This is a genomic window from Phenylobacterium sp. SCN 70-31, assembly GCF_001724605.1.
In the GTDB taxonomy this organism is placed as follows: Bacteria; Pseudomonadota; Alphaproteobacteria; order Caulobacterales; family Caulobacteraceae; genus Phenylobacterium.
The window spans coordinates 15,385-40,185 of sequence record NZ_MEEX01000016.1; the positions used below are offsets into that span (position 1 = coordinate 15,385).

Genomic DNA, 24,801 nt, shown 5'->3' on the forward strand with positions numbered 1-24,801 from the left:
CTCTCATGAGTTCAAGGCCCGATGATCAGCGGGCCACGCGGGAGGAGCACGGACGTGAACGCCACGGTGGGCAGCGTCGAGTACTGGGCCGGGCTGCGGCCCGACGATATCGCGGTCGTCGAGGGCGAGCGCACCCTGACCTTCGGCGATTGGAACAACGCCGCGGACCGCCTCGCCGAGGGGCTGAGCCGGCGGGGCGTCGCCGCCGGCGACATCGTCGGCGTTCGCACACAGATCCGGCTCGAGTGGGCCATCCTCAGCGCCGCGCTCGGCAAGCTGGGCGCGCGGCTGCTCGTGGCCAACTGGCGGCTCACGCCCGAAGAGATGCGGTTCATCCTCGAGAACAGTCGCGCCAAGGCCCTGATCCTCGACGATCCCGACCCCTCGCCCGTCCTCGCCGTGGCCCGCCAGGTGGGCGTCGAGTTGATCGTCGGCATCGGCGCCGCGCCGGGCGGCGTCGAGCCGCTGATCAACCTCTTCGTGGACGATGCGCCCAGGCGTTTCGCCGCCGCCGACCCGTCGCTGGTGGTCTACACCTCCGGCACCACCGGCCGCCCCAAGGGCGTGGCCATGCCCGAGCGACCACCGCCGCCCACGCCGGAGGCGCTGGGCCCGGCCGGGGCGATGCTGGTCACCATGCCGATGCACCACGCCGCGGGTCCCAACCAACTCTGGACCGGACGCGCCACCGGGCGGCTGACGGTGCTGATGCGCAGGTTCGACGCCGAACAGGCGCTGGCGCTCATCGACCGCCACCGCATCAACTACTGGGCCGCCGTGCCCACCATGTGCCAACGGATCTCGGTCCTGCCGCCGGAGGTGCTGGCCCGCTACGACGTGAGCTCGATACGCTCGATCAGCCTGGGCGCCGCGCCGGTGCCCTTCGCGCTCAAGCAATGGGTGATCGGCCACTTCGGCGAAGGCAAGCTCAGCGAGGGTTACGGAACGACCGAGACCGGCATGATCACCGGCCTTTCGCCCGCCGAACAGCTCCGCAAGCCGGGGTCGAGCGGCCTGGCGCTTCCCAACGTCGACATCCGGATCCGGAACGGTGAAGGCCGCGACCTGCCGCCCGGCGAGACAGGCGACATCTGGGTCCGCACGCCGACCACCATTCCGGCGTACCTCAACGCCGGCGCGCTGGGCGCCGACACGCTCGACCCCGAAGGCTTCTTCAAGGTCGGCGACGTGGGGCGGCTGGAGGCCGACGGGCATCTCTACCTGACCGACCGGTCCAAGGACATGATCGTGGCCGGCGGCGTGAATATCTATCCCGCCGAGATCGAAGCCGAGCTCCAGGCTCATCCACAGGTGCTGGCCGCCGCGGTCGTCGGCATACCGGACGACGACTTCGGCGAGGCGCCGATCGCCTTCCTGGAGATGCGCCCCGGCGCCACGGCCACGCCCGACCAGGTGGCGGCCTCCGTGCAGGGCCGGCTGGCCTCCTACAAGCGGCCGAAGGCCATCCACATCATCGACGAACTGCCGCGCAACCTCATGGGCAAGGTGCTCAAGACCGAGTTGCGTGCACCGTACTGGAAAGGGCGGGAACGACTCATATGACCGACATCCTCGATCTCAAGGGCAAGGTGGCCATCATCACCGGCGCCGGCCAGGGCGTCGGCCAGCAGGCGGCCCTGCACTTCGGCGCGCACAACTGCGGCGGCGTGATCGTCAACGATTTCCACCTGGACCGCGCCGAAGCCGTCGCCGAGGAGGTCCGGGCCGCGGGCGGCAAGGCGCTGGCCATCCAGGCCGACGTCACCGACCTGGCCGCCGTGAAGGACATGGTCTCGCGCGCCGAGGCCGAACTGGGGCCGGTGGAGATCCTGGTCAACAACGCCGGCAACGCCGGGGCGGCCCCCACCCGGGAGACGCGCGCGCCGTTCTACGAGGTCGGACCCGAAGTCTGGGACCACTACATCCGGGTCAATCTGTACGGCGTGATCAACTGCACCTCCGCCGTCGTACCGGGCATGATCGCGCGCGGCGGCGGCCGGATCGTCACCGTCATCTCCGACGCCGGCCGGATGGGCGAGACGGGGCTGGAGATCTACTCCGGCGCCAAGGCCGGGGCGGCGGGGTTCATGCGCGGCGTCGCGCGCTCGCTGGGCCGGCACAACATCGCGGCCAATTGCGTGGCGATCGCCGCCACCCTGACCCCCGCCATCGAGGGCCGCCTGCGCGCCGATCCCGAGCGTCTCAAGAAGATGATGTCCAACTACGTGATCCGCCGTCCGGGCCGCCCGGACGATGTGGCCAACATGATCCTCTACCTCTCGTCCGACGCCGCGGCCTGGGTGACCGGCCAGACCTATCCGGTGAACGGCGGCTTCTCCTTCGCGCTGTGAGTCATCCAATGTCCGAAACCGCATCTCCTGCACACGACCGCGTCCTCACCGAGCGGCGCGGCCACGTTCTGGTCATCACCATCAACCGCCCGGACACGCGCAACGCCTTCGATCGCGCCACCGCCGAAGCCCTGCACGCGGCCATGGACCTGCTCGACCAGACCGACGAACTGTTCGTGGGCGTGATCACGGGTGCGGGCGGGACCTTCTCGGCCGGCGCCGACCTCAAGGCCGTGGCGCGGGGTGAATCCGCCCGCACGTCGCGTGGAGGGTTCGGCCTGTTCGCCCGCCCCTCCCGCAAGCCGCTCATCGCGGCCGTCGAGGGCTTCGCGGTCGGCGGCGGCTTCGAGATGTGCCTGGCCTGCGACCTCATCGTGGCGGCCAGGACGGCGCGGTTCGGCCTGCCGGAAGTCCGCCACAACGTTGTGGCCGTCGGCGGCGCGCTGTTTCGCCTGCCCTACCGGATCCCCTACCATCTGGCCATGGAGCTGGCCCTGACCGGTGAGTTCAAGGACGCCGAGTTCCTGCACCGCGCCGGGCTGGTCAACCGCGTCGTTGACGAGGGCAAGGCGCTGGAGGCCGCGGTGGACTGGGCCAACGCCCTGCTGGTCAATGGCCCCACCGCCCTGGCCGCGTCCAAAGAGATCGCCTTCCAGGCCTGGAACTGGACCGAGGCCGAAGCGTGGCGGGCGCAGATGGATGTAGCCCGCCCGGCGTTGACCGCGGAAGACCGGACCGAGGGCCTCAAGGCGTTCGCAGAAAAGCGCAAACCCCAATGGAAGGGGCGCTGATCAGGCGCCGGTCCAGCTTCGCCTGAATCCCGCCACCAGTGCGTCGCGGCTCCGCTCGATGTCGATCTGCTCGGGCGCGAGCAGCCACTGGGTCATCAGCCCCCGCAGCGCCGCCAGCACGAGCACGGCCTCGGTGTCGGGATCGAGATCGGGGCGGACCTCTCCCATATCTAGCGCGGCGCGGATGCTGCGGGCGAAACTGTCGACCGAATCCCGGTTGAGCCGCGCGACCGCGGGCGCGATGGCCGGGCGACGCAGCCCGGCGTTCAACACCTCGTAGAAGCCTCGCAACCGCGTCGCGGACTTTCGGCTGTCGTCGACATAGAAGGCGACGCCCGCCAGAACGCCTTCCAGACCCCTGGGCGCCTCAGCGCGGTCACCGGCGCGAAGCCGGGTGCGGTAGGCCTCCACGACGTGCTCCGCCACGGCGGTGAGCAAGGCTTCGCGCGAACCGAAATAGTGCGCGGGCAGCGCCCGACTGTAACCGGCCGCCTCGCCGGCTTCCGCGAGGGTGAGTTGGTCCATGCCGCGCTTGGAGATGATGCGCAGAGCCGCCTGCAGGATGGCGGTCTCGGCCTCCCGCCTCCGCTCGGCATGGCTCCGGCCAGCCGTCGACTTTCGCACTGCCGCGACCATCGCCCTCCGATTACGCGACCGTGGAGCCCGAGGGAAGGATCGTCCGCGACCACATGGTCGCGAGCAGGCGGATCGCCGCGCCTACGGCGCGACGTCGGCGCCGCTCTGCGGGGCGCAGCGAGGCGCGATCGGTTCGCCATGCAGGACCTTGCGGACGAAGGGCAGGCTGTCCTTGAGCGAGGCGTTCACGGTCCCTGAATGATCAAGCCCTTCGTAGAGATGAGCTTCGACGACCGTGCCAGCGTCGCAGGCTTCCCGCGCGAGCTGCATCTGGCCGGACGGCGCGACATCCTTGTCGGCCGTTCCCGCGCCCATGAAGATCGGCATGTGCAGCTTGAGCGTCGGATAGACGAAATGCGGCAGGAAGGGCATGAAGGCCTGCGCCTGTTGGCTGCCCTTGAACGCGTTGTCCGACGTCAGCCCGGCGTCGACGACCGCCTGCACCAGAGGACGAATGCACATCGATCGCGCCGACTCCAGAAGCGGCATGGCCTTGTCGGTATAGATATCCGACGCGGCGATGTCGGGCCGCAGCTGCTGAAGCGTCAGAGTCAGATAGAAGGCGTAGGCGATCGTCGGATCGACCCGACTCCCATCGCTGTAGGTCTTCGTGGCGTCGATCTTCTTCGCCGAGACATAGGGCGTCCCCGTCGATACGACGCCCCGTATGTCAAGCTCCGGGGCGTAGGTGGCGGCGAAGCCAGCCGCCGTGAAGGCGGCGCTCGCGCCCTGCGACTGCCCGACAAGAATGACCTTCCGCGACAGCCCGCGCTGACTCGCCACCACAGCCCGAATGCTGTCGAGGACGCTGTAGGCCACCGGCCGCGTCATCATGTAGCCGTGCGGTCCCGCCGTTCCGATTCCCTGATAGTCGCTCGCGACGACCGCGAAACCTTCCGAGAGCCAGCGGTTCAGGTAGTCCGTGTCGCGCGCAGAGCGACCCGCCCAGGACGGCGCGCAAACATCGGCCAGCCCTACGGTTCCATGCGCCCAGGCGACGAGCGGCCAGCCCCCTTTGGGCGGCTTGCCCTTGGGGGTGAAATAGGCGCCCGAGACCACCACGCGCTCCGCTCCGCCGATTCCGTCGGTGGATGTGTAGAGGATCCGCACGCCCTGCCCCGCCTCGGAGAGAACCAGTTCCGGGGGCAGGGGCTCCTGCCGCAGCAATTTGCCGGGCCGCTGGATCGGCCCGGACCAATCGTAGAATGCGGAAACACCGCCATCCCCAAACCGGGCGTCCGGGGTCGCGCCGAGCGTCGGCGTGGCGCTCAGGAGCAGAGCGGTTGTCATCGCCAGGACGGGAAGGAGCGGCCTCATGTGTGACATCCGTTTCAGTTGGAGGAGGTAGGGATCACGCGGGTGAAGACGGGGCTGCCCAGTCTTGCCGCCGGCGCGCGGCGATCGGCTTCCCAGGGTGTGTCTCGCGTAAGCCAACTAGGATCTTCCGCTCGCCGCCCCGTCGATCTCGACGACGGCGTCGACTTCCACGGCGAAGCCCAGCGGGAGGCGATAGACGCCGACAGCCGAACGGCTGTGGCGCCCGGCGTCCCCGAGGACATCCACGAGCAGGTCCGAACAGCCGTTGAGGACCGACGGGATGTCGCTGAAGTCGGGACCGCACTGTACGAAACCGCCCAGCTTCACGACGCGGCGCACGCGGGCGAGATCGCCGCCAGCGGCGACCCTCATTTGCGCGAGGAGATTGACGCCGCAAAGGCGGGCCGCGTCGCGGCCCTGTGTCAGATCGAGATCGACCCCGACGGTTCCGCGGATCCCCCCGTCGGCATCGGACGAAACCTGGCCCGAGACGTAGGTGAGCCCTCCGGCCGCCACCGCCGCCACATAGTTCGCCACGGGGTTGGGCGGCGTTGGAAGCGTCACGCCCAGTTCGGCGAGGCGGGCGTCGATATCTGTCATTCGTTGTTCCCTCGAAGCGCCTGCGTGGCGGAGGCCTCCTCCTCGCGGCCGGCGGCGGGCATCCCGCCGCTCGATCAGACAGGATGCGAGCACGACGGCCCGAACCTCCTCCAGCATTCCGATGAGTCAGACGGACGAGCGGGCGAAACCCCCTGCCCCGTCGTCGAGAAACGCCTACGCCTCCGGCAGCAGGTAGATCGTTCCGCCGGCGCCCTCGACCGTCCGGACATTGAAGCCTGAGCGCAGGGCGCCAAGGAACTTGTCCGCCTCGAGCACGCCGAAGGTGCCGCCAATGCGGACACCCGCCAGCTCAGGATCCCCGACGACGAGCTTTGCGGTCCGGTAGCGATTGAACTCGGCGACCGCCTGTTCGAGGGTCTCGCCCCGTAGTTCGATGACGCCGTCGCGCCAGGCCACTCGACGTTGCATCGCCTCGGGATTGAGGGGCACCTCCGCCACCGCCCCAGGCCCCACGACGGCGCCTTGCCCGGCGACAAGCTTACGCGCGAGGCGCGGTGTGGCGACCGTCTCGGCCTGCTTCCCGCCGATCTGCACGACGCCTTCCGTCACGGTGACCTCCACGAGATGCTCGCGAAGACGGACATTGAACGCCGTGCCGATGGCCTGCACTCGCGCATCGCCAGCCGCAACGACAAAGGGCCGCTCGGCGTCCTTGGCGACCTGGAACAGCGCCTCGCCGGCGATGAGCCGCACGGCTCGCAACTTTCCGCTGAAGTCGACTTCCAGTCGGCTGCCGGTGTTCAGCTCGACGATACTGCCATCGACGAGGGTCGCGCGCTTGCGTTCGCCGAGCGCCGTCTCGAACACCTCGTGCGCATTCAGCCAGCGCCAGCTCGCGGCGCCGCCCAGCGCCAAGACGCCGATGGCCGCGGCGCGGCGCGTCCAGACCGGCGCAATGCTGGCGCGCGATACGGCGGCGGCGCGAAGGGGCGTCGCCTGCAGGCGCTGAGCACGTTCCCAGGTCGCCTCGGCTCGCGCGTAGGCGACGGCGTTGTGGGGCGCGTCCATCCAAAGATCGAAGTCGGCGCGGTCTTCGGACGTGACTTCGGCGCTGTGCAGCCGCGCGAACCAGGCGGCGGCCTGCTCGTTCAACGCTTCTGCCGCTGGCTTCTCCATGCTGGTCCCGCGTCTCCGCTCCTGATCGGGTCGCTGTCTTGCAGGGCCTTCGTAAGGGCCGCGATCGCCTTCGTGAAATGCCCTTCTACCGTAGAAACGGATAAGTTGAGCCGTTCCCCGACCTGGCGCTGTGAAAGATTTTCCACCCGTCGCAGCAGGAACACCTCCCGCGCGCGCGGCGGCAGCCGATCTACGGCCGCCTGGAGGACCCGCAGTTCGTCGCGGGTTGTCAGGACGGCTTCCGCCGACGGCTGGGCGTCCACAAGCCCGAGGGCGTCGAGGTCGGCCACGGTCTCGAAGGCCACGATCTTTTGTCGCCGCGCTGCGTCGAACACGAGATTGCGGGCGATGGTGAAAAGATAGCTGCGGCCGTTGGTGATCCGCCGCCAGTCCTCGGCGGCGTAGGTCCGCGTCAGGGCCTCGGACACCAGGTCGTCCAGGTCCATGTCGGGCGCGCCCGTGCGCCGCAAAAACCGCCGCAGACTGGCCTCATGCGGCAGCACGCCAGCCTTGAACCAGGCGATGCGCGCGGCGCGGTCAGACACCCCTGGCTCCTCCCCGGCGATGCGGCCGGCGGCTGACGGCCACGCGGCAACGACCCCGCAGGAGCTGGATCGGGTGGAATCTCGGAACGTCCGTGATGCGGCGGAGCCTGCCCATGTTCCCAACCTCCAACGCCATGGCTCCATGTTCGATGGTGGGGGACAAGACTGTTTCTTCTCGGACCTAGGGCATTGATTTTCCACACCCGCGCCTACGGTGTTTGCGGGATATTCAACACCGGCAACATCGGCAGGGCGCCTGTCGGCGACGGGCCGCGCAGGCTTGGCCGCGAGCGGGCCGGCCAATACGCGATCTCGCGCGTCGCAGCGCCCCGTCAGAAGCGCTCGCGTGCGCCGCGGACCTGTTCCTGAAGGAATTCGATGACAGTTCGCACCCGTGGGAGATGACGTTCGTCCGAATGGCTGACCAGCCAGTAGGTCCGCTCGATCGTGACGGCGTCGGCGAGCACACGCTCGAGACTGGGGTCCTGGTCGGCGACGTAGCAATGCAGCACGCCCAGGCCCAGGCCCGCGGCGACGGCTGCGTGCTGGGCGGCGATCGACGTCGAGCGGAAGGCCGTTCGCGCCCCGGCGGCGATCTGGTCGAAATACCGCAACTCGGGAATGTCGATCATCTCATCGATGAACCAGACCAGAGGGCGGGTTCGGAGTTCCTCCAGGCCGGTTGGCGCGCCGTACTCCGCCAGATAGTCGCGGGACGCGTACAGCCCGAGCCGATACGGGGTGAGTTTCTGGACATGCAGGCGGCCTCTCGGCGGCCGGCTGAGGGTGATGGCCAGATCGGCTTCGCGCTTGGTGAGGCTGACGGCGCGAGACTGCGCGATCAGTTCCACCTGGATTTCGGGGCGCAGGTCGTGGAGCGCTCTCATCGCGGGCGCGACGAAGTTCGCGCCGAAGACCTCCGGCGTGGCCAGGCGCACCACGCCCGCGGGCTTCAGGTCGGTCCCGCCGAGCCGCGCGCCGGCCGACATGACCTCGGTCTCGATCCGTTCGGCGTGCAGCGCGAGCGCGGCGCCGGCTTCGGTAAGACGCGCGCCGCGCGGCGAGCGGACGACCAGTCGCGCGCCGACGGCAGCCTCCAGGGCGCCGAGCCGTCTGGCCACGGTCGTGTGGTCGATCTTCAGCCGCGCCCCGGCCTGGGTGAGCCCGCCGGAGCGGCTGATCGCAAGGAAGATCCGCAGGTCGTCCCAATTCATGATGCGTATTTTTGCACATCGGCTGCATGAATGTCCGCCTGGATATCGCAAAAATGTTGAGGCTTATGACGGGACCGTCTGATCTGGAGGTCCACAATGCGCAAAATCGCCCACTACGTTCAGGGTGAAGCCCTTTCCGTGGCCGGCGCCCGCACCCAGCCCGTCTTCAACCCCAGCCTGGGCGCGCCGCAGGCGACGCTGGAGTTGGGGGACGGCGAGGTCGTGGCGCGCGCCGTGAAGAGCGCACGGCTCGCGCAGCCGGAATGGGCGGCCGTGAACCCGCAGCGCCGCGCGCGCGTGATGTTCGAATTCAAGCGCCTGCTCGAGGCGCACATGGACGAGCTTGCGATGATGCTCGCCGAGGAGCACGGCAAGGTGTTGGCCGACGCCAAGGGCGAACTGCAGCGCGGCATCGACATCGTCGAGTTCTGCTGCGGCGCCCCCCACCTCCTCAAGGGCGAGTATTCCGAGCGCGTCGGCCCCGGGATCGATGTCTATTCGATGCGCCAGCCGCTGGGCGTGGTCGCGGGGATCACGCCTTTCAACTTCCCCGCCATGGTGCCGCTGTGGATGCTGGCGCCGGCCATCGTGTGCGGCAACGCGTTCGTCCTGAAGCCCTCGGAGCGCGACCCCTCCGTGAGTCAGCGCCTGGCCGAACTGCTGATCGAGGCCGGCTTGCCGCCGGGGATCCTCAACATCGTGCAGGGTGACCGCGTCGTCGTCGACGCCCTGCTGGATCATCCCGACATCAAGGCGATCAGCTTCGTCGGCTCCACCGAGATCGCGCAATACGTCTACGAACGCGGCGCCGCGCGCGGCAAGCGCGTACAGGCCATGGGCGGCGCCAAGAACCATGGCGTGGTCATGCCCGACGCCGACCTGGACCAGGCGGTCGCCGACATCGTCGGCGCGGCCTTCGGTTCCGCCGGAGAACGTTGCATGGCGCTACCCGTGGTCATGCCGGTGGGCGCCGCGACCGCCGAAGCCCTGCGGGCGCGGCTGATCGACGCGATCGCGGGGCTGCGCGTCGGTGTGTCCACGGACCCGCAGGCGCAATTCGGCCCGGTCGTCAGCGCCCCGCACAAGGCTCGGGTCGAATCCTACATCCAACTCGGCGTGGACGAGGGCGCGGAGCTGGTCGTCGATGGTCGCGGCTTCTCGCTGCAGGGCTATGAAGCCGGCTACTTCCTGGGGCCGACGTTCTTCGACCACGTGACGCCGACGATGAGGAGCTACCAGGAGGAGATCTTCGGCCCGGTGTTGCAGATGGTGCGGGCCGCCTCCCTCGACGAGGCGATCCGTCTCGTCGATCAGCATCCCTACGGCAATGGCGTGGCCATCTTCACCCGCGACGGCGACACCGCGCGGGAGTTCGCGTCGCGGATCGAGGTCGGGATGGTGGGCGTCAACGTGCCCATTCCCGTTCCGGTGGCCTACCACTCGTTCGGCGGTTGGAAGCGGTCCGGCTTCGGCGACCTCAACCAGTACGGCATGGACGGAATCCGCTTCTACACCCGCACCAAGACCGTCACCCAGCGCTGGCCCACCCAGGCGGCGGGCGCCGAACCCGCGGATCAGTCGTTCCACTTCCCGACGATGCGATAGGGGGTGCCACGGCGACCGGGATTCCCCAGCCCGGTCGCCAACCGCCGCCATCCCACCGCGGCCGCCGCTAGGACGTCCCCGCCCCCGCCGTGCGGGCCGACCTCGCGCGAGTCCGTTGACACCAACGTTTACTCATGTAATCGATACATCACGATTACGGATGTAAATGACATGAAGATCAGTCCGGCCGAAGCGGTGGTCATGGAGGTGCTGTGGCGGGCGAGCCCGCGTACGGCCGAGGAGGTCTTCGCCGAGGTGGGCGGCCCCCAGCGCTGGACCGAGGCCACCGTCAAGACCCTCATCAACCGGCTTCTCAAGAAGAAGGCCGTGGCCGCCGAGCGCGACGGCCGACGCTATCTCTACCGGCCCGTCCTTGAGCGCGCCGCCTACATTCGCGGCGAAAGCCAGAGCCTCCTCGACCGGCTGTTCGACGGCCGGCTTGCGCCTCTTGTCAGCCATCTGTCCCAGTCCCGCGCCCTCTCGCCCGAGGACATGGCTGAGCTCAAACGCCTGATCGAGGAGATGGACGAATGAGCGCCGACGCCCTGGCTCTCCTCGCCCGCGCCAACATCGTGGGCGCCGTCGCGGTCCTGCTGGTGCTGGGCCTGGGCGCGCCGGTGCGCCGCGCCTTCGGCTCTCAGGTCGCCTACGCGCTGTGGCTGCTGGTTCCGGCCGCCGCCTTCGCCGCCCTCCTGCCCCGGCCCGAAGCCGCCACGATCCTCAGTCCGGTCGTGCTGGCCGCCTCCGAGGCGGCGTCCCGGGACATCGCGACAACGGCGGACCGCTCCGCCGATATGCTGTTCGCCGGCTGGCTGCTCGGCGCCGGGGGGCTGGCGGCAGTCTTCGTGGCCCAGCAGACCCGCTATGTGGCCGGCCTGGGTCGCCTCACGCCCGCGGGACCGGGACACTTCCGGTCGGACCGGCTCGACGCGGGTCCTGCGGTCATCGGCGCGTTGCGTCCCCGGATCGTCACCCCGGCCGACTTCGACGTACGGTTCGACGCCCGGGAGCGGGAGGTCGTGCTGGCCCATGAGGCGGCGCACCTGGCGCGCGGCGACGCCCTGGCCAACCTCGCCGTCGCCGCGGCGCTGTGTCTGTGCTGGTTCAACCCGCTGGCGCACGTGGCGGCCCGTCGTTTCCGGATGGATCAGGAACTGGCCTGCGACGCCGACGTGCTCGCGCGCTTCCCCACCGCCCGGCGGGCCTATGCCGCGGCCCTCCTCAAGACCCAGCTCACGACCCAGCCCCTGCCGCTCGGCTGCCATTGGCCGTCGGCGGCCGAACACCCCCTGAAGGAGCGCATCGCCATGCTGACCCTGCCCCAACCCGGACACCGGACCCGCGCCATCGGCCTGGGCGTCGCCGGCCTCGCCGCCCTGGCCGCCGGCGCCGCGGCCTGGGCCGCCCAGCCGCCATCGCCGCCGGTTCTGGTCGCGGCGCCGAACTGGATCCAGCGCCCCGACGCCAAGGACATCGCCAGGGTCTACCCAAGAAAGGCTCTCGCCCAGCGCCTGGCGGGCCGCGCCGTCGTCACCTGCCGCGTCGCGGGCGATGGGCGGCTCGAGCGCTGCAGTGTGACGATGGAATCGCCCGTCGACGCCGGGTTCGGCCCGGCCGCCCTGGACCTGACCGATCGCTTCCGGATGGACGCCGTGGGACGCGACGGCCAGCCCACCGCCGGGGGGGAAGTCCGCATCCCCATCATATTCATGGCGCCGGTCTGACCGGCGCGCCCTCACCGGCCGCCCATTCGATGAAGGGCCGCCAGGCGGGCTCGACGGGCAGGCCGAAGACCTCGCGAAGAGTCTGCTCCAGGCCGTCGGCGTCGAGGACGGTCTGGACCGGCGCGCCGTCGCGGGGACGGACGGTGAGGCGATTGAACAGGAGGCCGTAGCGCGCCTCGTCCCGCGTCGCCGCCACCATCAGGGTCGCGCGGAAGGGCGAGGTGGGATGGGTGGCGGTGAACCAGTTGGCCATCTCGTAGTCGCGCGGCTCGCAGGGGACCATCGACAGGTCGTAGGCCGGGACCCAGCCCGCCTCGCGCCGCACCTCCTGGGCGAAGCCGCCCGGAATGGGGACCAGGCGATAGGTGTCGTGATCGGTCGGCTGCTCGACGTCGGCGACGAACCGCAGCGGCGCGGGGAGGACGCAGCCCCCGAAGCCCACGTCCACGAGCCAGTCCTCGCCCCCGGCCGCGACCTTGAGGAGTTGGTGGGTCCGAGGCTGGGCCGGCGCGTCGGGCGGGGCGTTCCAGCGCACGCGGGCGGCCAGACCCTCGACCTCGAAACCCAGGGCCGTGAGCACCCGGGCGAACAGGCTGTTGTGCTCGAAGCAGTAGCCCCCGCGGCGACCGTGGATCAGCTTGGCGTCCACCGCCTCGGGCGAAATGTCGATTCCGCGCTCCAGGAGCACGTCGATCGCCTCGAACGGGATCGCGGCGGGATGCAGGCGATGCAGGGCGCGCAGCGTCGACAGGCTGGAGTCGCGCGGGCCGTCGTAGCCGATGCGGGCGAAATAGGCGTCGAGGTCGGTCATGCCCCTAACCTAGGGTGCGCAAGCGCGATTGCGAGGGCGCTCGTCCCCCGGCGCTCGCTTCCCTCAGGCGTCGAAGTCGAGTCCCATGTCGCCGTAGAAGGCGCGCTTGTCGGCCCAGCGTTCGTCGACGGCGACGTGCAGGAAGAGGTGGACCGGGCGGTCTAGGATCACGCCCAGTTCCTCGCGCGCCTTCTGGCCGATCCACTTCAGGGTCTGGCCGCCCTTGCCCAGGATGATCGGCCGCTGGCTCTCGCGCTCGACATAGATGGTCTGCTCGATGCGCACACCGCCGTCCTTGCGCTCCTGGAACGCGGTGGTCTCGACCGCAGCGGCGTAGGGCAGTTCGTCGTGCACGCGCAGGTACAGCTTCTCCCGCGTGATCTCGGCGGCCAGCAGGCGGGCCGGCAGGTCGGCGGTCTGGTCCTCGGGATACAGCCACGGCCCCTCGGGCATCAGGGCGGCCAGGCGGGCGCGCAGGTCCTCGACCCCCGAACCGGTGACGGCCGAGATCATGAAGACCTCGGAATAGACCCCGGTGTCGAAGAGGCGCTGCGACAGCGCCAGCAGGTCCTCGCGCTTCAGCTGGTCGACCTTGTTGAGGGCCAGGATCACCTGGCGGCCGGCGGTCTTGAGCCCCGCGACGATGGCCTCGACATCGGCCGCCGAGCGGCGGTCGGCGGCGCGGCCCTCCGGCCCGGCGGCGGCGATCTCGGCCGGAGCGTCCACTAGGTGGACCACGGCGTCGGCGTCCTCGGCCCCGCCCCACGCGGCGCGCACCATCGCCCGGTCCAGCCGGCGGCGCGGCTGGAAGATGCCGGGGGTGTCCACCAGCACGATCTGCGTCTCGCCCGCCAGCGCCACGCCACGCACGGGGAAGCGGGTGGTCTGGACCTTCTGGGTGACGATCGAGACCTTGGCGCCTACCAGCCGGTTGGTGAGCGTCGACTTGCCGGCGTTGGGCGCGCCGATGATGGCGGCGAAACCTGCGCGGGTCGTACTCATTCGTGACCCTCTCGCTTGATGAGCATGGCCTGGGCGGCGGCCTTCTCGGCCGACTGGCGCGAGCCGCCCTCCCCGCGCTCGGGCTCCAGCCCCTGGACCCGGACCTCGATGGTGAAGACAGGCGCGTGGGCGGGGCCCTCGCGGGCCACGACCTCATAGGCCGGGAGCGGCAGGCCGCGGCCCTGCACCCACTCCTGGAGCTGGGTCTTGGGATCCTTGGCGCGCGGGGCGTCCACGTGCGGGAACTCCTCGGCCCAGAAGCGCTCGAAGAACGCGCGGGCGGTGTCGAGCCCGCCGTCGATGTAGAGGGCCGCGATCAGCGCCTCGCAGGCGTCGCCCAGCACGGCGTCCGACTTACGCGCGCCCACCTTGGTGGCGCTGGCCGACAGCCGCAGCGCCGCAGGCAGACCGACGCGCTCGGCGGCGCGGGCGCAGGCGTGGTAGTTCACGAGGCTGGCGAGGCGTCGCGACATCTCCCCTTCCCGCGCATCGGGATCGAGGGCCATCAGCCGCTCGGCCGCGCAGAGATTGAGGACGCGGTCGCCCAAGAACTCCAGGCGCTCGTTGTGGCGCACCTCGCGCGCGCCGTCGCCCACGCTGGCGTGGGTGAGCGCCCGCTCCAGGAGGTCGCGGTCGGCGAAGGTATGGCCGATGCGGTGTTCGAGTTCCTCGACCGCCGCGATTCTCGCGTTCATTTCAGGACTTTGAAGAACCGGCTGGGCCGTGCGTCGAGGACCCAGGTCCAGGGCTTGAAGATGGTGGCCTCGGGCTTCCACGAGAGCAGGATGATCTCGGCCTTGCCCACCAGGTGGTCGGCGGGCACGTATCCGACGCCGTTGAGCGCCGGCGGCACGCGGCTGTCCAGCGAGTTGTCACGGTTGTCGCCGATGGCGAAGTAGTGGCCGTCGGGCACGATGTAGACGTCGGTGTTGTCGAGGTCGCCGTCCGTCCCGAAGTCCTGGGTCACATAGGTGCGGCCGCCCGGCAGGCGCTCCTGATAGCGGGCGACCTCGCGGATCTGGCCGTAGCCGACGTCGGTCCGCACGGGCGACAGCGGCTCGCGCTCGATCAGCTTGTCGTTGATGTAGAGCAGGCCGTCCCGCATCTGGAGGCGGTCGCCCGGCAAGCCCAGGATGCGCTTGACGTAGTCGGTGCGCCCGTCGCTGGGCAGCTTGAAGACGGCGATGTCCCCGCGATTGACCGGCCGCTCCATGATACGACCCTCGAACAGCGGCGGGCTGAACGGGATCGAGTGCTTGGACCAGCCGTAGCTGTATTTCGAGACGATGATGTAGTCGCCCTCGTACAGGTTGGGCTCCATCGAGGCCGACGGGATCGTGAACGGCTGGAAGAAGATGACCCGCAGCACCAGCGCGATCAGCAGCGCGAAGACGATCGTCTTGACGATCTCGACCAGCTCCTTGAGGGCGCTGGATTTTTCCGGCGTCTCGACGCCCTGCACGTTCTGGCTCATCGACTGTTCCTGATCGTCCCGGCGCGCCGGGACGGCGCCTGCGTATCCGCTCCCTAGCGCATGAGCAAGTTCGGCGCCCGTGAACATTGCGACATCCGGTCGCCGCGCCGCCCGCGGCGGGCCGGAGCCACCCTGCGGCGACTGGACCGGTGACACGGCCGCCGGGCGGCCTATGTAGGCGGCATGAGCCGCGACGCGCTGCCTCCGCTACACCTCCTGCTGGCCCTGGCGGTCGTGGCCGTCTGGGGAACCAACTTCGTCGTGATCAAATGGGGACTCGAAGCGTTCCCGCCCCTCACCTTCGCGGCGCTGCGGTTCACCTTCGCGCTCCTGCCCGCCGTCTTCTTCCTGAAGCGGCCCGACGTCCCGTGGCGGAACCTTGCGACCTACGGCGTGCTGATCGGCGTGGGCCAGTTCGGCGTGCTCTACATCGCCATGACCCAGTGGATCTCGCCCGGGCTGGCCAGCCTGGTGGTGCAGGTGCAGGCTTTCTTCACCATCGGCTTCGCCATGCTCCTGGCGGGCGAGCGGGTGCGGACCTACCAGATCGCGGCCCTGACCCTGGCCGGCGGAGGGCTGGCCTGGCTGCTGACCCACACCGACGGCGACGCGACCCCCCTGGGTCTGGCGCTGGTGCTGTTCGCCGCCCTGGCCTGGGCCGGCGGCAACACGGCGCAGCGGGCCGCGGGCCCGATCAACGTGCTGGCCTATGTGGTCTGGGCGAGCCTGTTCTCGGCCCCGCCCCTGATCGCTCTGGCCCTCGTGCTGGAAGGCTGGCCGGCCGTGTCCCAGTCGATCGCCCACGCCACGGCGGCCGCCTGGGCCGCCGTGGCCTGGCAATCGGTGGGGAACACCATCTTCGGCTATTCGGCCTGGGCGTGGCTGCTGGCGCGGCATCCGGCGGCGTCGATCGCCCCTCTCGCCCTTTTGGTGCCGGTGTTCGGCATGGGGGCCTCGGCCTGGCTACTGGGCGAGAGCCTGGCGTCCTGGAAGCTGACGGCGGCGGCGCTGGTGCTGAGCGGACTGGCGCTGAACACGCTGTGGCCGCGGTTCGCCGCACTGCGAGCCGCGCGGACGGCGCCCTGACCGGCGTCGCCGCCGCGGGCCTCAGACCTGCCGCGGCGCCGCAGGGTCCGGGACGGCCGGCACGGCCTCGATGATCACAAAGGCCTGGGCGTAGGGATGATCGTCGGTGAGCGACAGGTGGATCGTCGCCGTCATGCCCGGCGGCGTCATCTGCCGGAGGCGCGCCAACGCACCGCCGGTGAGCGCCATCGTCGGCTGGCCCGAGCGCATGTTGACCACGCCCATGTCGCGCCAGAACACACCCCGGCGGATGCCGGTGCCGAGCGCCTTGGCGCAGGCCTCCTTGGCGGCGAACCGCTTGGCGTAGCTGGCGGCCGCGTCGGCCTTGCGATCCGAGCGCGTCCGCTCGATCTCGGTGAAGACCCGCTGGCGGAAGCGGTCGCCGAACCGGTCCAGCGAAGCCTGGATGCGGCGGATGTCGGAAAGGTCGGAACCGATGCCCAGGATCATCTGACGCCCGTCACGCGGCGGCCGAGGCCCGCGCCTCGTCCATGAGGGCGCGCATCCGCTGGATGGCCGGTCCCAGCCCGATGAAGATCGCCTCGCCGATCAGGAAATGGCCGATGTTGAGTTCGGCGACCTCGGGAATCTCGGCGATGGGCTTGACGGTCTCATAGTCGATGCCGTGGCCGGCATGGACCTCGAGGCCGAATTCGGCGGCGCGGGCGGCCGCAGCGCGGAGGTTGCCCAGCAAGGCCTCGGCCTGGGGCCGGCGCTCGCGCACGGCCTCGCAATAGGCGCCGGTGTGCAGTTCGACCACCTGGGCGCCGACGCTCTTCGCGGCCGCCACCTGGGCCTCGTCCGCGTCGATGAACAGCGACACCCGGATACCCGCAGCCGCCAGCCGGCGCACGGCGGGCGCGATCGCGTTCTGGCCGCGCAGGACGTTCAGACCGCCCTCGGTGGTCACCTCTTCGCGGCGCTCGGGCACGAGGCAGGCGGCGTGCGGCCGGTGGGCGAGCGCGATGGCCTCCATCTCGGGCGTCACCGCGCACTCGAAGTTGAGCGGACGGCCGCGCCGACGGCAGATGACGGCAAGCTGGTCGATATCGGCGTCGGAGATGTGGCGACGGTCCTCGCGCAGGTGGGCGGTGATCCCGTCGGCGCCCGCGGCCAGGGCGACCTCGGCCGCGCGCACGGGATCGGGATAGCCCTCGCCCCGCGCGTTGCGCACGGTGGCCACGTGATCGATGTTGACGCCCAGTCTCAGCCGCGACACGCGCTCATCCTCTGCTGCTCATCCCCGCAGCCGCTTCGAGCCCGGCTCCTCGGCCGGGATGGCGGCCAGCTCCGGCGGGATCTCGTCCGGCGCGTAGGAGGGCACGTCCACGGTCGCCAGCGCGACCAGCGGCCAACCCACGTCGGCCTTGCCGCCCGACCGATCGACGATGCAGGCGCAGCACAGGACGACGCCGCCCGCGGCCTCGACCGGCTCGACCGCCTCCCGGAACGAACCGCCCGTGGTGATGACGTCCTCGACCACCACCACCTTGGCGCCGGGCGCGATGGTGAAGGCGCGCCGCAGGCGGAACCGGCCGTCCTCGCGCTCGACATAGATCGACGGCACGCCCAGCGCCCGGGCCACTTCGTAGCCGGGGATGATGGCGCCCACCGCCGGGGCCACGATGACGTCGGGCTTTCCGAACCGCGCCACGATCCGGTCGGCCAGCGCCCGGCACAGACGCTCGGTGCGGTCGGCGTACTGGAAGACCAGGTTCTTCTGCAGGAACATCGGCGAATGGCGGCCGGAGGCCAGGATGAAGTGCCCCTCGCGCAGGGCGCCAGCGCCGCGGAACTCTTCGAGGACGTCGTCTGTGTTCATGAGGCGCTCCCTTACACTGGCTCGTGCGCATTTGTCGCGCCGCGCGACGGCCCGGATGGCAACCTCGCCTTAGGAAGCGCCGTTCTAGTCTGCGGGCGAGACACGGGGAACAGGTTGGCCAAAGACGCCGCATCACGCCCGCCGGCCGCGAAGCCGAGCGCTCTGCCGGACGGCTTTCCCGAGGGCCTGAAGCCGCGCCTGCGCCTGTTCTTCAGCGTCGATCTGGAGGGGGCGACCCACTACAAGCAGTCACACAACACGTGGCGACCGGAAATCCTTCGATTCTACAGAGATTTCGATCTGATCCTTCAGAGCGAGTTCCACGCCTTCGCGTCGAACTACGCCGGGACGCTGAAAGCGCCGGAGTACTGGAAGAGCAACGGCGACGAACTGCTCTACACCTGCGAACTGACCAGCCTCAGCCACGCCTATGCGCTGATGCACGTGTGGATCTGGGCGCTGCACCGGTATCAACTCCAGCACGAGCCGGGAACCGAACACCTGGAGGCCAAATCCACCGCCTGGATCGGCCTCTTCCCCACCCCCAACGCCGAGGTGTTCTTCCGGCGGGGCGGCGAAGTGGTGGACGGCGACCTGTCCCGCGACGCCATCATCGTGCAGTCCGAACTGCGCGACGAATGGTACGCCAACCCGTCGAACGCCTCGATCACCCGAGAGTTCGTGGGCCCGTCGATCGATACGGGGTTCCGCCTCACCTCCTGGGCGACGCCGCACCAGCTCATCCTGTCGGTGGACCTCGCATTCCTGCTCACCAGCGGCGAGCCCGAGGGGATCGGACCGCTCACGCTGCGCCTGTCGGGCAAGCAGAAGCTGAAGGGCGTGATCGACGACCAGCCCTATCCCACCCTGTGGATTCCCGTAGGCGGCCTGGGTCTGGCGCGCAGCGCCGGCGGCCCCGTGGTGACCGACCGGGCCGAGATCCGCTCGGCCTGCGAGGCGGTGATCGAGCAGAACTACCAGTCGATCACGCCGCTGTTCCTGGACGACCGGCAGGACGGCTACGACTGGGCCCCGCCCTACATCCTCAAGCGCATCCTGGCGCTGTGGGAGGACGAGCAACGCCACGCGCGCGAAGCGGGCAAGCCGCCGACGAAGGCGAGCGACGCGGCCTGATCGGCGGTTGAAGGCGCCTCATCCCTTCGCGCGTTCGACATCTTCCACGCTGGGATTGGCCCGGAGCGCCGCCGAGATGTGGGTCAGGTGCCGGGCGTCCGTGACCTCGACGTCGAAATCCACCCCGAAGAAGTCGCTCTGGCGGTGGTGCATCCGCAGGCCCACGATGTTGCCGCCGGCCTCGCCGATCACCGTGCAGACCTGACCCAGGACCCCCGGCGCGTTCTTGATGGTCGCGGTGAGGCGGGCGCGGGCCACGGTGTTGCGCTCGGCCTCGGGGGTCCATTGCAGGTCACGCCAGAGTTCCTCGCGATCCTCGTAGTGGGCGAGCGTCTCGCAATCGATGGTGTGGACCGTCAGGCCACGGCCGTCGGCCTCGATGATGCCCACAATGCGGTCGCCCGGCACAGGCGAGCAGCATTCCCCGAAGTGGATCGAGACGCCCGGCGTCAAACCACCGCCGCGGACGTAGAGGCGCGCGCCCGCACCGGCCTCGATACGACGCCGCGCGGTCGCCGCCTCGCGCTCGTCGGCCCGCAGGCCCGGGAACACCGTCTCCAGCACCTGCCCCGGCGTGGCGCGGCCCCGGCCGACCGCCTCGAACAGGTCGTCGTCGGTGGCGACCGCGAAGCGGTCGAAGGCGGGGCGTAGCGAGACGTCCTTGCGCGACTTGCCGGCGGACTCGAAGGTCTGGTCCACCGTGGCGCGACCCAGGCGGACGAACTCGTCGCGCTCGGTCTGGCGGATGTGGCGGCGGATGGCGCTGCGCGCGCGGCCGGTCACGGTGAGCGAGCGCCAGTCCGGAGGAACCACCGGCTTGCCGCCGCGGATGACCTCGACCACGTCGCCGTTGACCAGGGCCGTGCGCAGCGGCTTCAGTTCGCCGTTGATCTTCACCCCGATGGTGGTGTCGCCGATGTCGGTGTGGACGGCGTAGGCGAAGTCCAGCGGCATGGCCCCGCGCGGCAGGCTGACGAGCTGGCCCTTGGGCGTGAAGACGAACACCTGGTCGAGGAACATCTCGAGCTTGGCGTGCTCGACCAGCTCCTCGGCGTCGCCGCCGTGCTCCAGCACCTGGACGAGGTGGCGCAGGTTGACCAGCGGGTCGCGGCCGCCGGCGGCCTTCTGGTGTTCGGCGTCGAAGCCGTAGGATTCGTTCTTGTAGCGCCAGTGCGCGGCGACGCCCTCTTCCGCCACGCGGTCCATCGCCTCGGTGCGGATCTGCATTTCGATGCGCATGCCGCGATAGCCCACCACCGTGGTGTGCAGGGAACGGTAGTTGTTGCGCTTGGGCGTGGAGATGAAGTCCTTGAACCGCTCGGGCACCGAGGGCCAGGCGCGATGGATGACGCCCAGGGCCCGGTAGCAGTCGTCCTCGTTCTCCACGATCACGCGGAAGGCGTAGATGTCGGAAAGCTGGGAGAAGCCGATCGACTTGCGCTGGAGCTTCCGCCAGATCGAATAGGCGTGCTTCTCGCGGCCGAAGACCCGCGCCGGGATGCCGGCGGTGTCGAGACGCGCCGAGATCTCCTGGCTGACCAGCGAGACGGCCCCGCCCTGCTCGTGACGCAGCGTCTCCAGGCGACGCAGGATGGCGTTGCGGGCCACCGGGTTCAGATGCGCGAAGGCCAGCTCCTCCAGCTCCTCGCAGATGCGGTGGACGCCGATGGAACGGGCCAGAGGGCCGTAGATGTCGAGGGTCTCGCGGGCGATCCGCTCGCGCTTGGCGGCCTGCTTGATGAAGTGCAGGGTCCGCATGTTGTGCAGGCGGTCGGCCAGCTTCACCAGCAGGACGCGGACGTCCTTCGAGATGGCCAGGATGAACTTCCGAAGGTTTTCGGCCTGGCGCAGGTGCTCCTGGCTGAGCTCCAGCTTGGAGAGCTTGGTGACGCCCTCGACCAGTTCGGCGACTTCGGCCCCGAACAGCTCCGCCACCTGCTCGCGGGTGGCGTCGGTGTCCTCGATGACGTCGTGCAGGAGGGCGGTGACGATCGTCTCGGTGTCGAGCCGGTAGTCGGTGAGGATTCCCGCCACCTCGATGGGGTGGGCGAAGTAGGGATCGCCGGAGGCGCGCTTCTGCGAGCCGTGCTGGCGCATCGCGTAGACATAGGCGCGGTTCAGGATCGCCTCGTCCGCGGTCGGATCGTAGGAGCGGACCTTCTCGATCAGCTCGAACTGGCGAAGCATGCGCGGCCGCACGACCCCGGGAACGACCGGAGCCGGCATGGAGGCGTCCCTCAAGGGTGCATCCCTGGGGAGCGCATCGTGGGAGGACGCGTCCGTTGCGGGTGCGTCATTCGGCGGGGCGGCGGGCTGTGTCGCCGCCTCTTGGATCAGCGGTTCTGCGCCTTCGGGGCTCAGTACCGCTCCTCCTGGCCGCCGTCGCGGTCGCTTTGCAGAGCGCGGACCAGCTCAAGCTCGCTCATCTGCATGTGGGTGGGATCCGCCAGCAGGGCCAGGGTCTCGGCCTCTTCCTCGGCTTCCGAGCGCTCGTCGACCCGTTGCAGCGTGCCGATAAGGGTTTCCTTCAGCTCCTCGGCGTCGACCACGTCCTCGGCGATCTCGCGCAGGGCCACGACCGGGTTCTTGTCGTTGTCGCGATCGACCAGGAGCGCCGAGCCGGCCGAGATGGCGCGGGCGCGGTGAGCCGACAGCAGAACCAGCGAAAAGCGGTTCGGGACCTTTTCGATGCAGTCTTCGACGGTGACGCGAGCCATGAAATCTCTCGGAGGCGGAACGTAGAACCGCTCAAAATAGAGGTTCGGCCGCCATTGTGCAACGCCACACACGACCATACCAGCGCGACGGGCGCGAAGCCGCACCGATCCCCGACCGGCTGGCTCGACATTACCTCCGCGAATTAAGAGAACGATGTTCGATATTGAGGCCACCATGCCGGAACTTCTGCGCGCGCCGAGTCGTGAGTACCGCACCGCGCTCATGGACAGCCACCGCTGGGACGGCTTCCGCCCGCGCCCAGGCGACATCGTGGTGGCCACCTATCCCAAGTGCGGCACCACCTGGACCCAGCGTATCGTCGACATGCTGATCCACCAGTCGACGGCGGCGCGGCCGATCACGGAGACCTATCCGTGGCTGGATGCGACGTTCTTCAATCCCATCGAGGCGGAACTCGCTCTCCTCGAAGGCCAGACCCACCGGCGAGCGATCAAGTCCCATCTGCCGTTCGACAGCCTGCCGATCTACCAGGGGCTCAAGTACATCCATGTGGCGCGGGACGGGCGCGACGCCTGCTTCTCGTTCCACAACCACATGCGCGGGTTCACCGAAGGGGCGAAGATCCGGGTGGGACGGGCCGCCGCAGAGCTGTTCGGCGCCGAAGGCCCGCCGCCGCCCGATCCGCCGGAGGACCCCGTGGAGTTCTACCGCGGCTGGATCGCCGAGGCCGAAGCGCCGCCCGGCGCGCCGGTGGAGATGCCGTTCTTCGATTTCGAGATGACCTACTGGCGCGAGCGCGCGCGGGCCAACCTGTTGCTGGTCCACTACAACGACCTGAAGGCCGACCTGCCCGGAGAGGTCGCACGCATAGCGGCCTTCCTCGACATCGACACGCCGGCCGCGATGCTGGGCGCGATCGCGGAGGCCGCCCGGTTCGACAACATGAAGGCTCAGGGCGCTGCGCTGCTGCCCACGGTCGAGATCATGTTCGATCGGGGCCACGACCGATTCCTGAACAAGGGTTTCAACGGCCGCTGGAGAGGCGCCCTGACCGACGCCGACCTGGCGCGGTTCGACCGGCTGGCGAGCGCGAAGTTCACGCCGTCGGCGCGGGCGTGGATCGAAGGCGGCCGGCTGGCGGCGGGCGATCCGGCCGCCCTGCCCGACTGACCCGCCCAACCGCCCCCTGGCCACACCCGGCCGGCGACGCTTCAGCCCTTGGCCATGATCCGCTCGGCGTCGGCCTTGAGTTCCGGCGAGAAGGCGTCGCCGAAGTCCTCGATCTCGTAGAGCGGCCTGACTTCCAGTTCGACCTCGCCGTTCGCGTCGAGGGCGGGCCAGCGCCGGACCCAGACGAGCACCGCCTCCAGAGAATCGGCCTCGACCAGGGTGTATCCGGCGACGATCTCCTTGGTCTCGGTGAACGGCCCGTCGGTGACGAACGGCTTACCCTTGCGGAACTTCACCTTCGCGCCGGCCGATGTGGGCTTCAGGCCGTCACCGCCCAATATTCTGAGATGGCGCCCCATCTCCTCGTGGTGAGCCATCATCGCTTCGGCGAGTTCACGGCTGGGCGGGGCGCCGGCCTCGGTCTCGGCGTCGCCCTTGCGGATGATCATGAAGCGCATCGGTCAGTCCTCCTCGCGGCCATCGGCATGACGCCGCCTGGGCTCAGGACGAAACGGCGCCGACGCACCCGACATTTCCGGACGTCGAACACCTTGTCGATCGATCGACGCCGCGTTCAAGCCGCGGGCGCGGCGTCCGTTCCCACCGTCGCGTCGGCGGCCAGATCGGCGGCGGTGCGGCCGAGCACGGGATGGACCCAATCCGACGCGATCTGGGCCAGCGGTCCCATCACGAACAGACGCTGGTGCGCCCGCGGATGCGGCACCACCAGGCCGGGCCGATCCAGCACCCGGCGGCCGTGGGCGATCAGGTCCAGGTCCAGGGTGCGGGCGGCGTTCCGCCCGACGCGTTCCCGGCCCATGTCGGCTTCCAGCCGCAGGAGCGCCGCCAGCACCTCGTCCGGCCCCGCCGCCGCCTCGACAAGCGCGACGCCGTTGCGGTACTCAGGGCCATTCGGATCGGGCCAGGCGGCCGACCGCCACCAGCCGGACCTTTCAAGGATTTTCAGACCGACGGATGGGAAGCGCGCCAGGGCCTCCTCCAGCAGGGCTTCGGACGAGCCATAGGCTCCCGCAAGGTTGCTGCCGAGCGCCACGACGACGACCTCGTCCAGGTCCCGACATTTTCGGGAGATGTGCGTAGCGATGACCTTCTACCCCACGGACCGGCTGGCCCTGTTCATCGACGGGGCCAACCTCTACTCGACCGCCAAGAACCTGGGCTTCGACATCGACTACCGGAAGCTGCTGGAAGAATTCAAGAAGCGCAGCATCCTGGTCCGGGCCTACTACTACACCGCCCTCGTGGAGAACGAGGAGTACTCGCCGATCCGCCCGCTGGTCGACTGGCTGGACTACAACGGCTACCGCCTGGTGACGAAGGCGGCGCGGGAATATGTCGACGCCAGCGGCCGCAAGCGCTTCCGCGGCGACATGGACGTCGAGATCGCCGTCGACATGATGGAGATGGCCGAGCACGTGGACCACATGGTTCTGTTCTCGGGCGACGGCGACTTCCGCAAGCTGCTCGAGGCCGTGCAGCGCCGGGGCAGCCGGGTCACGGTCGTCTCGACGGTGAAGTCGCAACCGCCGATGGTCAGCGACGATCTGCGGCGCCAGGCGGACAGCTTCGTGGACCTGGCCGACCTGTCCGACATGATCGGCCGTCCGGCGCGACTGCCCAAGTTCATCTCCGAAAGCCGCGCCGCTCACGACCGGACGCCGGACGACGAGGCCTAGAGACGC

General features: G+C 69.5%; 27 protein-coding genes. 10 read left to right on the forward strand and 17 right to left on the reverse strand.

Annotation, left to right across the window (positions count from 1 at the left end; translation table 11 throughout):
- The first annotated feature begins 54 nt into the window (after positions 1-54).
- From ABS78_RS13195 to ABS78_RS13205, 3 genes are read left to right on the forward strand one after another with little or no spacing between them, the layout of a single operon-like run.
- Entirely contained in the window at positions 55-1,563 is a 1,509-nt protein-coding gene (locus ABS78_RS13195) for an AMP-binding protein (RefSeq protein WP_293379787.1), read from the forward strand.
- Positions 1,560-2,351 carry an SDR family oxidoreductase gene (locus ABS78_RS13200; RefSeq protein WP_293379790.1) on the forward strand — a complete coding sequence of 264 codons (792 nt, stop codon included), beginning with the start codon at positions 1,560-1,562 and terminating at the stop codon, positions 2,349-2,351. The genes ABS78_RS13195 and ABS78_RS13200 overlap by 4 nt, the downstream gene beginning before the upstream one ends.
- Positions 2,352-2,359: 8 nt before the next feature.
- Positions 2,360-3,142, forward strand: coding sequence for a crotonase/enoyl-CoA hydratase family protein (locus tag ABS78_RS13205; protein ID WP_293379793.1), 783 nt, complete (start codon positions 2,360-2,362; stop codon positions 3,140-3,142).
- On the opposite strand, the gene ABS78_RS13210 is transcribed toward ABS78_RS13205, so the two are convergent.
- The 6 genes from ABS78_RS13210 to ABS78_RS13235 all read right to left on the reverse strand — a co-directional run bounded on the left by ABS78_RS13210 (position 3,143) and on the right by ABS78_RS13235 (position 8,591).
- Complete coding sequence (locus ABS78_RS13210) at positions 3,143-3,778, reverse strand: TetR/AcrR family transcriptional regulator (RefSeq protein ID WP_293379796.1); 636 nt, start codon at positions 3,776-3,778, stop codon at positions 3,143-3,145.
- An 81-nt stretch (positions 3,779-3,859) separates the two neighbouring features.
- On the reverse strand, positions 3,860-5,095 hold the full coding sequence (locus ABS78_RS13215; protein WP_293379799.1) for a lipase family protein: 1,236 nt from the start codon (positions 5,093-5,095) through the stop codon (positions 3,860-3,862).
- 117 nt (positions 5,096-5,212) lie between these two features.
- Positions 5,213-5,695, reverse strand: coding sequence for a RidA family protein (locus ABS78_RS13220; protein WP_293379802.1), 483 nt, complete (start codon positions 5,693-5,695; stop codon positions 5,213-5,215).
- A 174-nt stretch (positions 5,696-5,869) separates the two neighbouring features.
- Positions 5,870-6,832: a FecR domain-containing protein gene (locus ABS78_RS13225; RefSeq protein ID WP_293379805.1), complete on the reverse strand. Its 963-nt coding sequence runs from the start codon at positions 6,830-6,832 to the stop codon at positions 5,870-5,872.
- Positions 6,805-7,377: a sigma-70 family RNA polymerase sigma factor gene (locus ABS78_RS13230; protein ID WP_293379808.1), complete on the reverse strand. Its 573-nt coding sequence runs from the start codon at positions 7,375-7,377 to the stop codon at positions 6,805-6,807. Before ABS78_RS13230 ends, ABS78_RS13225 begins: the two co-directional genes overlap by 28 nt.
- Before the next feature lie 332 nt (positions 7,378-7,709).
- Entirely contained in the window at positions 7,710-8,591 is an 882-nt protein-coding gene (locus tag ABS78_RS13235) for a LysR family transcriptional regulator (RefSeq protein WP_293379811.1), read from the reverse strand.
- Positions 8,592-8,687: 96 nt separating this feature from the next.
- Between ABS78_RS13235 and ABS78_RS13240 the strand changes: the two genes are divergently transcribed.
- The 3 genes from ABS78_RS13240 (at position 8,688) to ABS78_RS13250 (ending at position 11,920) form a co-directional block, all read left to right on the forward strand.
- The gene (locus tag ABS78_RS13240) at positions 8,688-10,196 is read left to right on the forward strand and encodes a CoA-acylating methylmalonate-semialdehyde dehydrogenase (RefSeq protein ID WP_293379814.1); all 1,509 of its coding nucleotides are present in this window, start codon (positions 8,688-8,690) and stop codon (positions 10,194-10,196) included.
- Between the two features lie 171 nt (positions 10,197-10,367).
- Positions 10,368-10,730 carry a BlaI/MecI/CopY family transcriptional regulator gene (locus ABS78_RS13245; protein WP_293379817.1) on the forward strand — a complete coding sequence of 121 codons (363 nt, stop codon included), beginning with the start codon at positions 10,368-10,370 and terminating at the stop codon, positions 10,728-10,730.
- Positions 10,727-11,920: a TonB family protein gene (locus ABS78_RS13250; RefSeq protein ID WP_293379820.1), complete on the forward strand. Its 1,194-nt coding sequence runs from the start codon at positions 10,727-10,729 to the stop codon at positions 11,918-11,920. Before ABS78_RS13245 ends, ABS78_RS13250 begins: the two co-directional genes overlap by 4 nt.
- On the opposite strand, the gene ABS78_RS13255 is transcribed toward ABS78_RS13250, so the two are convergent.
- From ABS78_RS13255 to lepB, 4 genes are all read right to left on the reverse strand, one after another.
- Positions 11,904-12,731 carry an arylamine N-acetyltransferase gene (locus ABS78_RS13255; RefSeq protein WP_293379823.1) on the reverse strand — a complete coding sequence of 276 codons (828 nt, stop codon included), beginning with the start codon at positions 12,729-12,731 and terminating at the stop codon, positions 11,904-11,906. The two genes, ABS78_RS13250 and ABS78_RS13255, sit on opposite strands and share 17 nt — an antisense overlap.
- Before the next feature lie 63 nt (positions 12,732-12,794).
- Positions 12,795-13,733 (reverse strand): GTPase Era, encoded by a 939-nt coding sequence (gene era / locus ABS78_RS13260; RefSeq protein ID WP_293379826.1) that lies wholly within the window; start codon positions 13,731-13,733, stop codon positions 12,795-12,797.
- A complete protein-coding gene (gene rnc, locus ABS78_RS13265) occupies positions 13,730-14,428 on the reverse strand; it encodes a ribonuclease III (protein ID WP_293379829.1) in 699 nt (232 codons plus the stop codon). The genes era and rnc overlap by 4 nt, the downstream gene beginning before the upstream one ends.
- Entirely contained in the window at positions 14,425-15,207 is a 783-nt protein-coding gene (gene lepB / locus ABS78_RS13270; RefSeq protein WP_293379832.1) for a signal peptidase I, read from the reverse strand. Before lepB ends, rnc begins: the two co-directional genes overlap by 4 nt.
- A 183-nt stretch (positions 15,208-15,390) precedes the next feature.
- Here lepB and ABS78_RS13275 point away from each other — a divergent pair, with 183 nt between their 5' ends.
- Positions 15,391-16,293 (forward strand): EamA family transporter, encoded by a 903-nt coding sequence (locus ABS78_RS13275; RefSeq protein ID WP_293379835.1) that lies wholly within the window; start codon positions 15,391-15,393, stop codon positions 16,291-16,293.
- Between the two features lie 21 nt (positions 16,294-16,314).
- Here ABS78_RS13275 and acpS read toward each other — a convergent pair whose 3' ends face one another.
- Genes acpS through pyrE form a run of 3 tightly spaced genes read right to left on the reverse strand, consistent with a single transcriptional unit; the run spans position 16,315 to position 18,115 of the window.
- Positions 16,315-16,743: a holo-ACP synthase gene (gene acpS, locus ABS78_RS13280; RefSeq protein ID WP_293379838.1), complete on the reverse strand. Its 429-nt coding sequence runs from the start codon at positions 16,741-16,743 to the stop codon at positions 16,315-16,317.
- A gap of 10 nt (positions 16,744-16,753) precedes the next feature.
- Positions 16,754-17,512 (reverse strand): pyridoxine 5'-phosphate synthase, encoded by a 759-nt coding sequence (locus tag ABS78_RS13285; protein WP_293379840.1) that lies wholly within the window; start codon positions 17,510-17,512, stop codon positions 16,754-16,756.
- Positions 17,513-17,530: 18 nt separating this feature from the next.
- Positions 17,531-18,115: an orotate phosphoribosyltransferase gene (gene pyrE, locus ABS78_RS13290; protein ID WP_293379843.1), complete on the reverse strand. Its 585-nt coding sequence runs from the start codon at positions 18,113-18,115 to the stop codon at positions 17,531-17,533.
- Between the two features lie 114 nt (positions 18,116-18,229).
- Here pyrE and ABS78_RS13295 point away from each other — a divergent pair, with 114 nt between their 5' ends.
- Positions 18,230-19,249: a hypothetical protein gene (locus ABS78_RS13295; RefSeq protein WP_293379845.1), complete on the forward strand. Its 1,020-nt coding sequence runs from the start codon at positions 18,230-18,232 to the stop codon at positions 19,247-19,249.
- A gap of 18 nt (positions 19,250-19,267) precedes the next feature.
- Here the strand turns inward: ABS78_RS13295 and ABS78_RS13300 are convergent, their stop codons facing one another.
- Entirely contained in the window at positions 19,268-21,475 is a 2,208-nt protein-coding gene (locus ABS78_RS13300; RefSeq protein WP_293379848.1) for a bifunctional (p)ppGpp synthetase/guanosine-3',5'-bis(diphosphate) 3'-pyrophosphohydrolase, read from the reverse strand.
- Between the two features lie 131 nt (positions 21,476-21,606).
- Positions 21,607-21,966 (reverse strand): DNA-directed RNA polymerase subunit omega, encoded by a 360-nt coding sequence (rpoZ, locus tag ABS78_RS13305; protein WP_293379851.1) that lies wholly within the window; start codon positions 21,964-21,966, stop codon positions 21,607-21,609.
- Positions 21,967-22,120: 154 nt separating this feature from the next.
- Between rpoZ and ABS78_RS13310 the strand changes: the two genes are divergently transcribed.
- Complete coding sequence (locus ABS78_RS13310) at positions 22,121-23,098, forward strand: sulfotransferase domain-containing protein (protein ID WP_293379854.1); 978 nt, start codon at positions 22,121-22,123, stop codon at positions 23,096-23,098.
- 41 nt (positions 23,099-23,139) lie between these two features.
- On the opposite strand, the gene ABS78_RS13315 is transcribed toward ABS78_RS13310, so the two are convergent.
- The gene (locus tag ABS78_RS13315) at positions 23,140-23,556 is read right to left on the reverse strand and encodes a YciI family protein (RefSeq protein WP_293379857.1); all 417 of its coding nucleotides are present in this window, start codon (positions 23,554-23,556) and stop codon (positions 23,140-23,142) included.
- A 116-nt stretch (positions 23,557-23,672) separates the two neighbouring features.
- The gene (gene folK, locus ABS78_RS13320; RefSeq protein ID WP_293379859.1) at positions 23,673-24,152 is read right to left on the reverse strand and encodes a 2-amino-4-hydroxy-6-hydroxymethyldihydropteridine diphosphokinase; all 480 of its coding nucleotides are present in this window, start codon (positions 24,150-24,152) and stop codon (positions 23,673-23,675) included.
- Positions 24,153-24,201: 49 nt separating this feature from the next.
- On the opposite strand from folK, the gene ABS78_RS13325 reads away from it, so the two are divergent.
- Positions 24,202-24,795, forward strand: coding sequence for an NYN domain-containing protein (locus ABS78_RS13325; protein ID WP_293379862.1), 594 nt, complete (start codon positions 24,202-24,204; stop codon positions 24,793-24,795).
- Positions 24,796-24,801 lie beyond the last annotated feature (6 nt).

Coding starts and splice junctions, on each gene's coding strand:
- rpoZ (WP_293379851.1), bottom strand. CDS start 21,966: ATGGCTCGCGTCACCGTCGAAGACTGCATCGAAAAGGTCCCGAACCGC.
- rnc (WP_293379829.1), bottom strand. CDS start 14,428: ATGAACGCGAGAATCGCGGCGGTCGAGGAACTCGAACACCGCATCGGC.
- pyrE (WP_293379843.1), bottom strand. CDS start 18,115: ATGAACACAGACGACGTCCTCGAAGAGTTCCGCGGCGCTGGCGCCCTG.
- ABS78_RS13325 (WP_293379862.1), top strand. CDS start 24,202: ATGACCTTCTACCCCACGGACCGGCTGGCCCTGTTCATCGACGGGGCC.
- ABS78_RS13210 (WP_293379796.1), bottom strand. CDS start 3,778: ATGGTCGCGGCAGTGCGAAAGTCGACGGCTGGCCGGAGCCATGCCGAG.
- ABS78_RS13200 (WP_293379790.1), top strand. CDS start 1,560: ATGACCGACATCCTCGATCTCAAGGGCAAGGTGGCCATCATCACCGGC.
- ABS78_RS13310 (WP_293379854.1), top strand. CDS start 22,121: ATGTTCGATATTGAGGCCACCATGCCGGAACTTCTGCGCGCGCCGAGT.
- ABS78_RS13215 (WP_293379799.1), bottom strand. CDS start 5,095: ATGAGGCCGCTCCTTCCCGTCCTGGCGATGACAACCGCTCTGCTCCTG.
- ABS78_RS13205 (WP_293379793.1), top strand. CDS start 2,360: ATGTCCGAAACCGCATCTCCTGCACACGACCGCGTCCTCACCGAGCGG.
- ABS78_RS13235 (WP_293379811.1), bottom strand. CDS start 8,591: ATGAATTGGGACGACCTGCGGATCTTCCTTGCGATCAGCCGCTCCGGC.
- era (WP_293379826.1), bottom strand. CDS start 13,733: ATGAGTACGACCCGCGCAGGTTTCGCCGCCATCATCGGCGCGCCCAAC.
- ABS78_RS13315 (WP_293379857.1), bottom strand. CDS start 23,556: ATGCGCTTCATGATCATCCGCAAGGGCGACGCCGAGACCGAGGCCGGC.
- ABS78_RS13245 (WP_293379817.1), top strand. CDS start 10,368: ATGAAGATCAGTCCGGCCGAAGCGGTGGTCATGGAGGTGCTGTGGCGG.
- ABS78_RS13240 (WP_293379814.1), top strand. CDS start 8,688: ATGCGCAAAATCGCCCACTACGTTCAGGGTGAAGCCCTTTCCGTGGCC.
- ABS78_RS13220 (WP_293379802.1), bottom strand. CDS start 5,695: ATGACAGATATCGACGCCCGCCTCGCCGAACTGGGCGTGACGCTTCCA.
- lepB (WP_293379832.1), bottom strand. CDS start 15,207: ATGAGCCAGAACGTGCAGGGCGTCGAGACGCCGGAAAAATCCAGCGCC.
- ABS78_RS13300 (WP_293379848.1), bottom strand. CDS start 21,475: ATGCCGGCTCCGGTCGTTCCCGGGGTCGTGCGGCCGCGCATGCTTCGC.
- acpS (WP_293379838.1), bottom strand. CDS start 16,743: ATGATCCTGGGCATCGGTTCCGACCTTTCCGACATCCGCCGCATCCAG.
- ABS78_RS13255 (WP_293379823.1), bottom strand. CDS start 12,731: ATGACCGACCTCGACGCCTATTTCGCCCGCATCGGCTACGACGGCCCG.
- ABS78_RS13275 (WP_293379835.1), top strand. CDS start 15,391: ATGAGCCGCGACGCGCTGCCTCCGCTACACCTCCTGCTGGCCCTGGCG.
- ABS78_RS13250 (WP_293379820.1), top strand. CDS start 10,727: ATGAGCGCCGACGCCCTGGCTCTCCTCGCCCGCGCCAACATCGTGGGC.
- ABS78_RS13225 (WP_293379805.1), bottom strand. CDS start 6,832: ATGGAGAAGCCAGCGGCAGAAGCGTTGAACGAGCAGGCCGCCGCCTGG.